This window comes from Leptospira tipperaryensis (assembly GCF_001729245.1).
Lineage (GTDB): Bacteria > Spirochaetota > Leptospiria > Leptospirales > Leptospiraceae > Leptospira > Leptospira tipperaryensis.
In genome coordinates, this window is record NZ_CP015217.1 from 219135 (window position 1) to 234415 (window position 15281).

Sequence of the window (15281 nt, forward strand, 5' to 3'; positions counted from 1 at the left end):
TCATGGACCAGAAAGAATTTACCGAGCTAATCGATTCGACAAAACATATCGTGTTGTCCGCGATTAAGAAAAACTTATTCGAAGAATTTCACGACTCGATCGACGACGTCGTTCAGGAAACTTATTTCCGCGCTTACAAAAGTCTTTCCGCAAACAAGTTTCGCGGGGATTCCGCAGTCAGTACATGGCTTTATACGATCGCCAGAAACGAATCTCTGAGAATGAATCAAAAACGTTCCAGACAAACCGCGCTCGCGAGCAAGCTGAAAGAAAAAGTGATTCAAGATCATTCGATCCAAGAGAAGGAAGCCGCTTCGGCGAGTTTCACCGATTTTGAATTGAAAGATCTCTTAGCGATGTTACCGTGGAAATATAAGTCCGTGTTGAGTCTTGTAGGAGAAGGATACAAGGAACAACAGATCGCGGAGAAACTCAGTATTCCGGAAGGAACGGTCAAGTCTCGCGCGTTCCGAGGAAAGCAGATGTTAAAAAAAATATTCGTTGAGAAGTGAGAGATAGGATAAAGACAGTATGAAATCGAACGGATTCGAAAAAGAAATTTCAGACAGGCTCTGTAGTAAGGTTTGGAGTTCTAAAATCTGTGACGGAGTTTATAAAAAACGCAAATGGAAGATGATCCAATTGGCGTTAGTCACATTTTTATCCGCATTCTTTTCGAGTTCCATCGTTTGGCTCGCTTTTTTTGAAACGGATGAAAACAGTATCGCCCGCAATGAACTTCATTCCTGGGTTCAGGAGCAGATCCATGGGACCACCGCAGAAGCGGAATCCAAGGCAAAGAGCACATTCTTCAATGAAGAAGAATCGACTACGATGCCCGTTTCTTTGGATGTAGATACTCTGATCGAGGCTTCCTTAGATCGAAGATAATTCCTAAGTCGAAAGAAATTCGATCCATGTTCGGATCGTATTGATCTCTTTTTGTATTGAAACGTAGATCGTCTTCTGAAAGTTTTAGGAATTCAAATTCCTTTTAGAAATAAAAATCGAACGTAATAGTGGAATTATAAAATTCTAATATTATAAGTGTCTCGGCTGGAGTCCGGCTCGATCCGGAAATAAAATCAAACTTGGAGAATCCAATGTTTTCTTTAAACTCCAGTCTTTCCCCAAAAAAAGACTTACGAAAAATCAAATCCCCTCCGGGATCTTACGGCTTCTTCGCGCTTCGTCATTTGTTTCGAATGAGAAGAGACATCATCGGATTCTTCCAAGACATGAGAAAAAAACACGGAGACGTGGTTTTGTTCGGAATTCGTAAAACGAGAATCTTTATGATTCAGAGTCCGGAAGACATCCGTCACGTTCTGCAAGAAAATAGCGGGAACTATCACAAGAGCGTCTTTTATATCGAGCTCAAAAGAATTCTGGGAAAGGGACTTCTCACATCGGAAGGCGATTTCTGGAAAAAACAAAGAAGGCTGATTCAACCCGCGTTTCATCGTCAGAGAATATCAGAATTTACTCATATAATGGCGGAGGAAACCCAAAACATATTTCGAGAATGGGAATCCAGACAAAAAGAACGAACGCTCAGAGTCGATCTTTCCGAAGAAATGATGAGACTTACCTTTGCGATCGTGGGCAAGACCTTGTTTCGCTCCGACGTAAAAGAATATTCCGAGATCATCGCAAAGAACGTGGAGATCGCGATGCAGGAAGTCACTAAACGTTTGACGATGGTTTTTCCTCCTCCGGTTCATTGGCCTCTTCCTGGAAACAGAAGACTGAGAAATTCGATCCAATCCATGAACGAAGTCATCTACGAATTGATCGATCAGAGAAGAAAAAATCCTTCGAACGATTTGATCAGCATGCTCTTGGAAATTCAAGACGAAGAAACCGGTGAAAAGATGAGCGTCGAACAGGTTCGAGACGAAGCGATTACACTTCTTCTCGCAGGACATGAAACTACTGCGAATGCACTGACATGGGCGTTTCATCTTTTATCCAACCACCCGGAAGTTTTTTCCAAACTCAAAGCGGAAGCGAAGAACGTCTTGGGAGACAAAACTCCTTCTTTAGAAGACGTCGGTTCCTTGACTTATTCGAGAATGGTTTTAGAAGAATCGATGCGTCTTTTTCCACCGGCCTGGACCGTAGAACGATCCGCCTTGGGTTGGGACGAGGTCGGGGGTTTTGAAGTTCCTCCGGGAACGAACGTTTCGATTTGTATCTACACGATTCACAGAGATCCGCGTTTCTGGAAAGAGCCTGAAAAGTTTTGGCCGGAAAGATTCTCCGAAGAAAACTCAAAAGACAGGCCGAAATATGCCTACATTCCGTTTGGCGGAGGCCCGAGAATTTGTATCGGCAATGTATTTGCGATGACGGAAGGAATTCTTATCCTGAGCATGATCGCGAGAAAATACGATTTGAAGCCGGTTCCCGGTCATAGAGTCGAAATGGAACCTTTAGTCACATTGAGACCGAAATATGGAATGTTGATGGATCTGGTTTCCACTTGACCTATACTTCCCCGGAATAGACTCTTTATCTGGAGTCTATTCCCATGGAAAAGGAAATCCGCAAACGACTGGATCGGGTAAAGGAAAAGGGTCATCAAAGACTCACAGTACTTTTGATCCCTCATGGATTCGATAAATCATTTCATTTTCAAATATCAGTTTTTACGATCTTCTTTTTATTTAGCCTTTTGGTTTCGATCTTAGGAATCGCTGTCTTTGGAATCGTAAAATACAACAATACTAGAAAACAAATCAACGCCCTCGCGCAGGTTTACGGTAAATACTTCGACGAGTACATCGAATACTCCGAACAGTTAGAAGGAGTTCAGGATGATTTTCTGGCTCTTACCGAAAGTTTGGAAGAAATCTATTCTCTCGTTGACGGACAAAGAGACGAGATGCTCAAACTTCCGGACGAATCCGACATTGAAACGATCGCTCTCGCAGAATTAAAAACGGAAGAAGCAGCCGACAAAGATTTGATGTTGGGAAGAAGTTATCTTTCGGAAATCTACGGTTATCGTACTGCGAGAGTTTATATGGATAAACAACGTCCTCTTATGGACAGCGTTTATGACTTTCTCAATTCGAGATACGACGTGATGGACGCGATTCCTTTCGGGGAACCTCTTTATTCTTATAACCTAACTTCTTATTTTGGAACAAGGCGCTCGCCTACCACGGGTTATATGGAATATCACGATGGAATCGACCTTGCAAACGTTCCGGGAACTCCAATCTACGCGACCGGTAACGGTAGAGTTCATAGAGTGATCTATTCCAACCGTGGGTATGGAAATCATATCGTGGTTCAACACGCAAACGGTTACTTTTCACTTTTCGGCCATTGTACAAGAATCTTCGTAAAAGACGGGCAGCAGATTCGAAAAGGGAATTTGATCGCGACGGTCGGATCTACCGGAAACGTAACCGGCCCACATTTACACTACGAGGTATGGCTTGGAGAATCCAATCGTACCGATCCAATGGAATTTCTAAAAGTTCCCGTTTATTAAATTCGATTCGAATTCGATATGGCAAAGAAAAAAGAGACAGTAGTCAATTCTCTTTCCGAGAAAGAGGCTAAGAAAGAAATAGCCAAGTTGATGGAAGAAATCCGCCTTCATCAACATTCTTATTACGTAAAGAATAACGCGACAATTTCCGACTTTGAATTTGATAAACTTTTTCGACGATTGCAAGATCTCGAAGAACAATTTCCACAGTTAAAAGATCCGGCTAGTCCAACCTTGATTGTAGGTTCGGATCTGGATAAGGATTTTGAAAAATTCCAACATAAACTTCCCGTTCTTTCACTGATTAACACTTATAACGACGATGAACTTTTGGATTGGGTCAATAAAACCGATCCGGAGGGAATCTACTCCGTAGAATGGAAGATCGACGGAGCTTCAATTGTTCTATATTATGAAAATGGAATGTTACAAAACGGAGTCACGAGGGGTTCCGGCGGAGTCGGAGACGACGTAACGGATAATATAAGAACGATTCGAAATATTCCGCTTCGTTTGCCGGATTCAAAGAGCGTCTATTTGCGCGGGGAAGTTTTTATGACGTATAAAGACTTCGAAGAATTTAATGAGATTTCTTCCGGCAAATACGCAAATCCTCGCAACCTCGCGGCAGGATCCATCAAACAAAAGAATTCTTCCGATACCGCGAAACGACCTCTGAGAATTTTCGCATACGACGCAACGTTTCCGAATCAAACGAAAAAGATAAAGACCCACCAAGAAATTCTTTCCCAACTCGATCAGTTGAAATTCCCTCTGGCGCCCGATACGGTGTACGTGACCGGTTCTAAGATTGCCAAGACGATCAAGGACTTTAAAAAGAAAAAGGAAAGCCTCGGTTTTCCGACCGACGGCCTCGTAATCAAGCTCAATGATATTTCGAAAAGAGATGCGTTGGGTTATACTTCTCATTCTCCGCGTTGGGCTCGCGCCTATAAATTCGATGCCGTGATGAAGGAAAGTAAGATCGTAGATATTACGTATGCGGTAGGTCGTACGGGAAAGATCACGCCAAGAGCGGAAATCGAACCCGTAAATCTTGCCGGAACTACGGTAACGTTTGCCACCTTACACAACCAAGACTATATCGACGAACTCGGAGTCGGGATCGGTGCCATAGTAAGAGTCGCCAAAAGAGGAGAGATCATTCCCGCAGTGGAAGAAGTCGTAACTCCGGGCAAAGACGTTTTTAAGATTCCCGATCGTTGTCCTTCCTGTAAAACGAAAACGATCAAGAAAGACGGTTTGGTGGATTTGTTTTGTCCGAACTCCGATTGCCCGGATCGAGTGAAGAATGGAATCATCTTTTTCTGTCAAAGAAAACAAATGGATATCGAAGGACTTGGGGATAAACAGATCGAGTTCTTATACGATCAAGATTACATTCGGTCCATTGCCGATCTTTACGATCTAAAAGATCAAAAAGAAAAACTTATGGAAGAAGAAGGTTTTGGAGAAAAGAGCGTATCGATTATTCTCAAAGGAATTGAAGATTCTAAACAAAAGGATTTTCGATTCGTACTTCCTTCCATCGGCCTTCCGGAGATCGGTCATAAGGTAACTGAACTTTTGATCGAACACGGAGTCGATTCCATCGATCAAATCCTAAACATTTCCAAAGACGCCGATAAGATAGAGGCCCTTTTGGAAATTCCGGGAATCGGTCCTTCTACGGTTCAAGCCTTTCGTGAAAACTTTGGAGATAAGAAAATTCTAAAGTTGATTGAAAGGCTGAAAAAAGCCGGACTGAAGATGAAGGCCGATCCCATAAAGGTTGCGGATCGGCAACCGTTTGCGGGACAATCTTGGTGTGTGACCGGTTCTTTTGAAAATTTTCAACCAAGAGATAAGGCAATGGATTTGATCGTTTATTACGGTGGAAGAAAGGTGAGCGCCGTGAGTTCAAAAACGACTCATCTTTTAGCGGGCCCCGGAGCCGGATCTAAATTAGAAAAAGCGAATGAACTTGGAATCGCAGTCTATGACGAAAAACAATTCTTGGCATTACTGAAATCGGAAGGAATCAATTTTAAGGATTCGATTTAATTCGGTCCCATTTTTTCGTCGATTTCATCGTTCGTAGTCATCCATAAAATCGAATTCTTTCTCGTATCGGTTTTCTTCTGATCTTACGCTTATATCTTATTCACTGTCCTTCAGGACTTTTAAGATCCTCTTTTGAACCGTCGTTTTTCCAAAGGAGAATTCAGAGTAAGGAATCAACCCGATTCCACACTCTTTCCAAATTCCGAATTTGTAAGTTTTGTGTCTTTAAAGTAAATTGAATCCCTTCCAACAGGATTTCGCTGCTAATTGGCATTTTATTTCTTTCTAAGAATTGATCTTATACTTTTCTAAGTTTTTTGATTGTTAGAAAACCGACAAAAGTCGGTTTTGTCCTTGAGTCGCGCTATGGTCTTTTGTTAAAAATGAACATTCGTTTATTGTGTTTCAATTTAATCGAGTTTCACAAAAAGGACTTGATAGGCTGACTTCGATTTCTATTCTTTCTGCCGAAAGAGGATATTCTTTCTTTGAGGGGAATGATTTTGGAGACTGAGTCTAAATATTTGTATGATCTACTGGAACGTTCGGCGCAGCGTTTTCCAGATAAAGAAACCTTTTGTAAGCGAACTCCGAATGGGATTCAAGGAAGAACTTTCTCCACTCTGAAAGATCAAGTCGACGAAATGACCGCGGGTCTTATCGCCGAAGGGATTACAAAGGAAGATAAGATTCTATATCTTTGTGATTCGAGCGTAAACTGGTTCTTAGCGGATCTCGCAATTATCAGCTCCGGCGCGGTTTGTGTTCCGAGAGGGACGGATGTGGTTGACGAAGATATTCTTTATATCGTAAATCATTCCGAAAGCAGATACGCCTTGGTTCAGAAGGATAAAGATAAGGTTCGACTGATACAACTCGCTTCTCAAATTCCAGGAATCAAAAAGGTTTTCGTTTTAGAAGACGATAACGGAGAACTGAAGTCCGGACTCGATAGCGTATTGAGTTTGATTCATTCGGGAAGAAATTATCTGAAAAGTCATCCGACCGCGATCCGCGATCGTTTGAAGGAAAAGTCTCCCGATGAACTCGCAACGCTGATTTACACTTCCGGAACGACGGGGGCTCCTAAAGGTGTGATGCTCAATCAGACCGGTTGGATTTCGGCTGTGGAGAAGGTCATTCGATTTGCGGGACTCACTTCGGAAGACTCCGGCGTAAGTTTACTTCCTCCTTGGCACGCTTTTGAACGCGCGATTGAGTATTGTACGGTGGCCTTGGGCGTCACATTCTTAATTTCTAATATTACATCTTTGAAGGACGATCTTCGAGATTTTCGTCCGACTTTATTTCCTTCGGTCCCCAGAATCTGGGAATCTCTTTATAACGGAATTATGGCAAAGGTTTCCAAAGAATCCCCTTTGAAAAGAGGGTTGTTTCATTTCTTTTTAAAGGTTGGTATGATTTGGTCGCTTAACAAATCCATTTTTTTTGGATACGACTTTCAAATCGAAAAGCCTTCTTTTCTAAACGATTTTGCGAGAAGGTTCGTCGCGTTTTTGAAACTTTCGTTTTTGTCTCCGCTCAAACTTTTTGCGATCGTAATCTTTTCGTCCGTTCATAAGGCGTTAGGAGGAAGATTGCGGGTTTCAGTGTCGGCCGGTAGCGCACTTCCAAGCGTTGTCGATAAATTCTTATCTGCGATCGGTTTGATCGTATTGGAAGGTTACGGAATGACGGAAACTTCCGCGGTCACTTCGGTTCGAAAGCCGAAAAAGCCTTCTTCGGGAACCGTGGGGATTCCCGTAGAAGGTTATGAGTATCGATTGAAAGATGAAGCAGGAAATCTGATTCCCAAAGGAAGTTCTAAAAAGGGAACACTCTGGCTCAAATCCAAACAAATTCTTATGGGATATTATAAACGCCCCGAACTCAACGAAGTCGTCTTTGATAAAGACGGTTTTTTTGATACGGGCGATATCATGCGCGTGAATTACCGAGGAGAACTTTCATTTGCGGGAAGGGCCAAGGATACGATCGTCCTCGCTGGCGGTGAAAACATAGAACCGGTTCCGATTGAAGATCAACTTCTCAATTCCCCTTTTATCAATCAGGTTATGGTGACTGGACACGAAAGCAAACATCTTGTTGTTTTAATTGTGCCGGATTTTGATAGAATGAAAACAGAGATAGAAGGAATTCCCGAAGATCCTACGCAGTGGAATCAGAATCCAAAGGTTCGCGAAGTTTTTAAAAAAGAAATTTCAACGAGAATTTCCCGCAAGGGTGGATTTAAGGCATTTGAATTGATTCCGCAGAACGCTTTTTATGTTGTGCCTCGGCTTTTTGATCCTGACAAGGAAATGACTCGGACTTTGAAAATGAAACGAAATGAAATATTAGAGAATTTTAAAAAAGAAATAACGGAGTTAACGAAGTGATATGTTGTTTTTAAATCCATACTTAGAAAGTGAAGATAGAGATTTTTATATCACCGTAAAGGAATTCGCAAAAGAAAGAGCGCTTCCGACGGTGGAACAAAGAGACGAGGATTGTACCTGGGACGACGAACTCTGGAAAGAAATGGGAAGTATGGGGCTGCTCGGAATTCCTCTTCCGGAACAATACGGAGGACAAGGAGGAAGTTGTTTTCAATGCTGTCTCGCGCAAGAAGCGTTTAACGCCGGTTCGATGGACTCGGGCTTCGGACTTTCCTGGGGCGCTCACATGATCATCGGAACTCTTCCGATTCTTTTTCAAGGAACGGAAGCTCAGAAGAATAAATATTTACCTAAACTTGCTTCTGGAGAATGGATCGCGGGTCTTGGTTTGACCGAACCCGATTCAGGATCCGACGCCGCGGGTATGAGAACCTTCGCCGAAAAAACGCAAGGCGGATTTATTCTCAACGGAAGTAAGATGTATATCACGAACGGCCCGATCGGTCAGGTTTTTATCATCATGGCCCGCACAACGAAGTCTCGAGGCCCGATGGGTGTTTCCGCATTTATTGTAGAATCCAACATGAAAGGATTCCGAGTTTCTAAAGTATTGAAGAAGTTAGGCCATAACACTTCTACGACCGCAGAACTTTCCTTTGAAGACATGTTTGTTCCCGAAGAAAATTTACTCGGCCCTCTCAATTCCGGTTTTCTAAGAATCGGAAAAGCAACCTTAGAATGGGAAAGAACCGTTCTTCTCGCGGCTTTGATGGGAGGAATGGAGAATGCCGTAGAAAGTTGTCTTCAGTATGCATGGCATAGACATCAGTTCGGCAAACCGATTCTTTCTTTCTTTGCGATGAAAGAAAAAATTGCAAGGACTTGGGTTTATCTTTGTGCGGCCAGAAGAGTTATCTACTTTGTAGCCCGTAAAAAAGATTCCGAACCCGATGTAAGTCTTCCGATGGAAAGCTCGATCGTAAAAGTTTATGCTTCCGAAGTTTGTGAAGAAGTCGCGTCAGACGCGGTTCAGATTTTCGGCGGAATGGGATACATGAGAGAAGTTCCGGTCAGCCGATTTTACAGAGACGTCAAACTCGGAACCATCGGCGGTGGAACTTCGGAAGTACAAAGAAGTATTATCTCCGCAAGTTACGGAGGATATGATAAATTTAAGAATATCATTGAAAGCGCGGTTTCGGAAGAAACTCGAATCGCTTCCGAGAAAAAAATAAAAGACACACCTGTTGCAAGATTGATTACCAAACTCGATAAACTCGTTCGGACCGTGGGAGAAAATCCGGAAAGAAAAAAAAGACAACCTTTTGAATTCGGTTTCGCGGATTTATTAACTCTCACGACGATTCTTAAATTGAGCGTCTGGGATTTGATGGAAGATAGCAATCACTATAAGGTTGCGGATAAAGAAAGAGACATTAAAATTCTTGCATATTATCTGACGGCTCGTTACATCCGAGGAATCGTTTATCTTAAAGAATTGGATGAACAAGGCGTTAGTGATTTTCTAAAAGCATTCGGAGATTTGACCGTACCGGAAAAAGAAATCGAAAATTGTATCGAATTCTTAAAAGAGGGAATCCTCGGCGCAACTGCGGTTTCGGTTTAAATCAACGGAGAATTTTGAATGTATCAAAAAGGAAAATCTTACGAGGAAATCCAAATCGGAGATAAGGCGAGTTTTTCGAAAACGATTACGGAAACTGATATCTATCTTTTTGCCGGTATCAGCGGAGATTTTAATCCGCTTCACGTGGACGAAGAATATGCAAAAACTACGATGTTCGGAACCAGAATCGCACACGGAGGGCTTGCGGCTTCCTTACTAGCTCCCGTTTTAGGTATGAAACTTCCGGGCTTGGGAACCGTCGCATTGGAGACCGTAACCAAGTTTCGAAAACCGGTTTTTCCGGGAGATACGATTACGTGTACGGTGGAAGTGAAATCGAAAGTACAAAGATTGAAGATGGTAGAGATGAAAATTCTCTGGACCAATCAAAAAGGGGATACGATCGGAAAGGGAGAATGTAAGGTTCTTCCGCCCGAATCGAATTCTTAATTTTTAGAATTATTAAAAACGAATCCAAAAAGGCAAATTCATGAATCCTGTTTTACTAGGTATTAGCGATTCCGTCGCGAGCGATTTTCCGGAAGAATATAAGGAATGGTCCGGAGAAAAGAAAGTATTAGAACATTATAAAAAATCAATATCTGATCTTCTTCAATTCTTGGAAATGAAACCCGACGTTCTTCAGAATCTTCTTACCGATTTTGTAAGTATCGAACCTGCGTCTTTGGGAAAATCGGGTTACGGGCATAGCGTTAGAATCGCGAACGAACTCGGATATACGGGCTTCCGTTCTCACTTAATCGATTTGGGCGGAGCGAGCGTAACCGGAGCGATCGGACAAGCAAGAACGATTCTTCAATCCGATCCCGAAGCTGTGGTTTTGGTTGCGGCGGCGGACATACCTAAATCGGCCTTCAAACAAGTATCCGATTTGAAACGTTTGAATGAAACCGTTTGTCATCCCGTCTTTGAGCTCAACTACGGCGCAACGTTGATCGCAATGTACGGTCTTCTTATGAAAAGAATGATGTTTGATCATGGGATCGTTCAGAATGACTTGGAAGAGATCACAAAGAAATTCAGATCCAATGCGATCTCCAATCCGAGAGCGAGCGTTTATCAACAAGAAATTACCGAAAAACAAATCTCTCGTACGATTGCGGATCCGTATTCTATTCCTATGATTGCGATTGTCACCGATCACGGCTTTGCAACTTTACTCATGTCCGAGAAAAAAGCGAAGAAACTCCAGACACAAGGAAAACTAAAAAAAGATTTGGATCCGATGTATCTCATCGGCGCAGGTCACGCGGCGCATTCCGAATACTTTATGCTCAAAGGCGACTTCGCGACACCCGCAGGATTGGCTGGTGAGATCGCTTTCGCATCCGCCGGGATTCAAAGAGAAGAGATCGACTACGCTTGGATCTATGATTGTTTTACGGGAATGGTAATTCTTCAATCCTCCGAGTATTTCGGATTATCAAAGAAAGAAATTGCAGAAACGTTAAAGAACGGAGAGTTGCAATTTAAGAACGGAAAAAAAATCAAAATTAACGAAATGGGCGGGATTTTAAATTATCAAGCCGCCATGTCCATGTCTGCCGCAACCGGACTTATCGATCTCGCCGCGCACTACGGATTGTATTCTCGAGAAGTTCCGAACATCAAGGTGACACGACCTGAAAAATCTCTCTTAGGTGGAAACGGAGGAGTGGATAGTATCAATTCGGTTGCGATTTTTTCTTCGAAACCTTCTAAGCTGAAGGCGAAGTCCGTAAAACGCCCTAAACTTTTTTTAAATCAAAACGGCGCGAAAGAGAACGAGATCGGAACTGTTTTTTCTTCGACAACAGTCAACATGAATCCCGGTTCTTTTACGAAAGCGCCTTATTCTTTGGTGCTCGTAAAGATGAAATCGGGCAGATATGTAATGGTAAATGCATATAATAAGAATGGAGAACTCTTAAAAACGGATCAAACGCTGGAAATCGATCGTTCGAAATTAAAAATCGTAAATGAAAACGGTTTTTTAAAAGGAATTTTATCTTGAATTGAAAGAAATTTTCAAGATGATAAGTCAGTACGTTTTCCGAGTATCCGCCGAGAAAAAACAGTCAAAGTAAGTGTTGGTCTTTGCGGATATCAAAATCGAAAAGCTGATTCTAAATTCAGATGCAGTTGTGGAACGATATTAGTCAGATTTCCGGATTGGTTATTTTTTAGCATTCTCCAAACATATAACGCTAATTCTAATCAAGAACGGATGAGGGAACTTCTCTCAGGATTGGTTCGAGTTATGCATATTAAGGCTGAGAATATACAGACAGGCCAGATTCGCATCTTTAACGGTTCGGATTTGATCTTAATTCCGGATTCTTCCAATGAACAAGAAGGAACCATGTTTCTTCACGGAAGAAAGGTCGAGAATTGTCTGAATCTCCGAAAATACTCAACATTCTTCGTCGTTTCCGATTCTGTCTCTAAAACCGGGTTCCCGGACAAGATCAAATTGCAAGAATTCGGCCCAGACGGGTCCGTCATTGAAATTTCAGAAAGCAAAATGGACTGTTATCGCGTAATGGGAATATTTTTGGAATAAGATTCACTTTCTGCTGGATTCGATCCAATACATAAATAGAATCCGTATCCACCATTCTTATCCGAGGGGAATTTATCATGGTCCAAAAAAAGAAGACCAAAATCCAAAAAGCTGCTCCGAAAAAAAAACGAGCTCACGTATCTTCCTCCGTAAACAAAAACGACATTCGTCTTTCGGATATGGTAGATTTAGCCGCTGAGGAATTTGTTAAGACGATTGAAATTATGGCGAAGCTGTCCTCTGGCAGTCGAACGAAATTAAAAAACTCGATTAAGTCCGCAGCGAAACAGATTCTTCAGGGGAAATAGATACGATCGATTCGTTTTAGTTTTTTTAGAATCCACTTCTCCTTTATACCTTAAACAGTTTTTTCTTTTAGAATCGATTGTGAATGTGAAAAAGAGAAATGGAATCCTCTCATCCCAGCTCTTTTCTTCTATTTTTCCTTATAGTCCTCAAGAAAAGTGTGCCAAAATATATTTCCTTTTTTTTAAAAACAGTCAATTTATTTCCAAAAAAAGGACGGTCTGAAAAAAAACTTTTGGAAAAAAATTTCCAAAAAGATTCGATTTTTTTTATGAATTATAGTCAACTGTAAGTATGGAAAACTTATTTCTGATCACCTTACTCTTCTTAATTCTCTTTGAGCAGTATAAAACCAGGGTTTCCCGGGAACGAATTCCAATTCGGGCTCTCAAACAATACGTTCACCGTTAGTTTTTGAGTAATTTCGAACCGGGAATACATTTGTGCGCCCGGTTTTTCATTTTTTAAACCCGCCCTTTTTCCGATTCTACTCATAGAATCGCTTCTTTAGAGAGTTGAAACATTCTTATTCCGCTAGAACCTTGTCTAAAGACCGAGGAAAGCATGTATAAGAAACCAATGACTCCGACCCGAGCCGTAGAAACTTTTATCCGCTCTAAAAAGAATCAGGAACCGATCTCAGAAGAAGTTGTGATGGTCTTGGATTCTTTTAAAACCTGGAATGAAATCGAACTCACCGGGCTTCTCAACGCTTCCTTTTATCAGCCGGAAGTGTTAAACGAATATAGATCCGAGGCCTCGATCCAATCTCTCCTCGAAAATTTTAAGAAAAGAATCGTGGATATCCCTATTCAATGAATCAGACGATGGAACCAAAAGTTATTTATCAAGAGGCAAATCCTTACGGAACCTTTACGGCGTTTTTAGAAGACGATGGAAGAACGGTTTATCTTTATCTTCAAGGGGAACAGAATCCTGAATTCGGCATCAAGTCGGTCTGGGTTTGTAACCGAGTGGAAGCGCCCGAAATAAGAAATCGAGAAGATCTTTCCGATGGCTTGGCTCCCATTCTTCTTCGCGCGGAAGTGCTCGATTCTAAACCGCACGCTGCGTTGGAAGAAAAAGATATTTATTTTATCTGGACGGAAGAAGGGGATGGAGTCGCTCTTTTTTACAAGGAAACGTTGTATGCGTTTCTTCCTCCTTGGTCGGGAATCAAAGGGTTCCACGGTTATTCAATTCATGCAAAAGTAGATTCTTTAACTGCTTATCCTCTGGGGAATTCCGAGTTCGGCGTAATTCCGGATCGTGTTCAAGCTTCTCGAAATTTTTGGGAAGCCCGTTCCAAAAAAGGAGCTTGGAAAGAAATTCAAGAGAAGCGTCTTCATTTTTTAGAATCAAAACTTGGTAAGCACGATAAATATTGGTCGGCGGACGGCGGTAAGTATCCTCAACTAGGAATCGTTCGTTTTCGATCATTAAACAATCCGGATATATGGATCTACACTACGATCGGCATGAGCGCTCAAAATATGCCGTCTGTAGAGCTTTTTCATAAGGATTATGAGGATTACGCACGTATAGAGCTTGTATTGGCCGTTAAAATCGGTTCTGAAGGCTTAGAGAGATCCGATTCTTGGGTTCCACATCTCATCGGCGAGCTGATTCGTTTTCCATGGAATATGGCGAAGTGGTTCGGCAATGGTCATACGATTTCTATGTCTCGGAAAGATCCCGAAGCCTTGTTCCTCAATTTCACTTCGATTTTATTTCGTGATTTAGAAACTTTCTCTTCAAATGCGGATGCTCCGGACTTAACGGGTTTGATTTCTGAAAACGGAAAGAAGGTTCGATTCTTATCCTTATTACCGGTTGCGGAAGAAGAAAAAGAATACGCTCAGAAAGACGGAATCCAATCCTTCAATCAGATCTGGGATGAAAAAAAATTTCCTTGGTTTCACGACGCGGAAAGGCAATCGCTTATCTAATGTTTCTAATGGAAGACATCATCCGTTCTATCAGACGTTATTCAAATCAGTCTGCGTTTCTTTTAACGTTGATTTGTTTCGGATTGATATGGGTGACTCTTCCTCTGTCTCTTTTATCCGAAAGCACGGACCCTCTGAGTGCGGAAGTGCAAGAAAAGATCTGGCAAGAGATTTATAATCAAGATTTTCATTCTTCTAAGAAGTTAATACAACTAGAACTATCAAAGAGTGGTAAAAATGAGACAATACCTCTCTTATCACTCTTAGAAATTTCTTTAAACGGACTTCAGAGACACAAACAAGCGAATGAAACTCGCAAAAGAATCTTATCCATCTGGGAAAAAAAGTATAAGAAGTCTTTCTTAGATGAAAATTATCCGATCAACCTCGCGACTTGGACAAGAATGATCGTAGTAAAACCGGATTCATTGTTATTAGGCGCAGAATATTTCATTCCATATCCTATCAATGCAGGAAAAGACGGGTTCTATTATCATAAGTTTACCTTATACAATCGCTTTTCGAGAAAGCCGACTCGCTTCTTCAAACTAGAAAGATCGCCTGCAACTAATCAAGAATATCGTCTTTATGAGATCAATGCGGACGGCGAATCCAAACAAATCAAAGCTTATGGCGATATTATGCCCGAGATGAAGGACGAAATGATATTTCTTACCGGATTTTTAGGATTTTAAGCTGATTTCAGCTCGAATGAACGATCTATAACGATCAATTTGATGTGTATAAAAGAAAAAACCCGCTTCGAAAAGCGGGTTTTAAAGTTTCATCCCTTCTTAGAATGAAAGTGTGTTGCGAGATTACTTATTTCTTCTTCGCAACTTTCTTTTTAGCTGCTTTTTTCTTAGCA

At 41.6% G+C, this 15281-nt stretch carries 14 protein-coding genes; all 14 read left to right on the forward strand.

The genetic code is table 11. The features are described from left to right. The first annotated feature begins 2 nt into the window (after positions 1 to 2). Complete coding sequence (locus tag A0128_RS01090; protein WP_069605840.1) at positions 3 to 512, forward strand: RNA polymerase sigma factor; 510 nt, start codon at positions 3 to 5, stop codon at positions 510 to 512. 19 nt (positions 513 to 531) lie between these two features. Continuing rightward, positions 532 to 891, forward strand: coding sequence for a hypothetical protein (locus A0128_RS01095; RefSeq protein WP_069605841.1), 360 nt, complete (start codon positions 532 to 534; stop codon positions 889 to 891). A gap of 212 nt (positions 892 to 1103) precedes the next feature. Further along, positions 1104 to 2489, forward strand: coding sequence for a cytochrome P450 (locus A0128_RS01100; RefSeq protein ID WP_069605842.1), 1386 nt, complete (start codon positions 1104 to 1106; stop codon positions 2487 to 2489). 44 nt (positions 2490 to 2533) lie between these two features. Continuing rightward, the gene (locus A0128_RS01105) at positions 2534 to 3505 is read left to right on the forward strand and encodes a M23 family metallopeptidase (RefSeq protein WP_069605843.1); all 972 of its coding nucleotides are present in this window, start codon (positions 2534 to 2536) and stop codon (positions 3503 to 3505) included. Between the two features lie 18 nt (positions 3506 to 3523). Beyond that, positions 3524 to 5569, forward strand: a complete 2046-nt coding sequence (gene ligA, locus A0128_RS01110) for an NAD-dependent DNA ligase LigA (RefSeq protein ID WP_069605844.1) — start codon at positions 3524 to 3526, stop codon at positions 5567 to 5569. 503 nt (positions 5570 to 6072) lie between these two features. Continuing rightward, positions 6073 to 7968: an AMP-dependent synthetase/ligase gene (locus A0128_RS01115; RefSeq protein ID WP_069609026.1), complete on the forward strand. Its 1896-nt coding sequence runs from the start codon at positions 6073 to 6075 to the stop codon at positions 7966 to 7968. A gap of 1 nt (position 7969) precedes the next feature. Beyond that, positions 7970 to 9595, forward strand: coding sequence for an acyl-CoA dehydrogenase family protein (locus A0128_RS01120; protein ID WP_069605845.1), 1626 nt, complete (start codon positions 7970 to 7972; stop codon positions 9593 to 9595). Positions 9596 to 9613: 18 nt separating this feature from the next. Continuing rightward, on the forward strand, positions 9614 to 10045 hold the full coding sequence (locus A0128_RS01125) for a MaoC family dehydratase (RefSeq protein WP_069605846.1): 432 nt from the start codon (positions 9614 to 9616) through the stop codon (positions 10043 to 10045). Between the two features lie 40 nt (positions 10046 to 10085). Next, a complete protein-coding gene (locus tag A0128_RS01130) occupies positions 10086 to 11609 on the forward strand; it encodes a thiolase family protein (protein WP_069605847.1) in 1524 nt (507 codons plus the stop codon). A 246-nt stretch (positions 11610 to 11855) separates the two neighbouring features. Next, positions 11856 to 12158, forward strand: a complete 303-nt coding sequence (locus A0128_RS01135; RefSeq protein ID WP_069605848.1) for a hypothetical protein — start codon at positions 11856 to 11858, stop codon at positions 12156 to 12158. Between the two features lie 77 nt (positions 12159 to 12235). Then, positions 12236 to 12466, forward strand: a complete 231-nt coding sequence (locus tag A0128_RS01140; RefSeq protein ID WP_069605849.1) for a hypothetical protein — start codon at positions 12236 to 12238, stop codon at positions 12464 to 12466. Positions 12467 to 13028: 562 nt separating this feature from the next. Beyond that, the gene (locus A0128_RS01150; RefSeq protein WP_069605851.1) at positions 13029 to 13283 is read left to right on the forward strand and encodes a hypothetical protein; all 255 of its coding nucleotides are present in this window, start codon (positions 13029 to 13031) and stop codon (positions 13281 to 13283) included. After that, positions 13280 to 14413, forward strand: a complete 1134-nt coding sequence (locus A0128_RS01155; protein ID WP_069605852.1) for a suppressor of fused domain protein — start codon at positions 13280 to 13282, stop codon at positions 14411 to 14413. The genes A0128_RS01150 and A0128_RS01155 overlap by 4 nt, the downstream gene beginning before the upstream one ends. Then, positions 14413 to 15108, forward strand: a complete 696-nt coding sequence (locus A0128_RS01160) for a hypothetical protein (RefSeq protein WP_069605853.1) — start codon at positions 14413 to 14415, stop codon at positions 15106 to 15108. Before A0128_RS01155 ends, A0128_RS01160 begins: the two co-directional genes overlap by 1 nt. Positions 15109 to 15281: the final 173 nt, after the last annotated feature.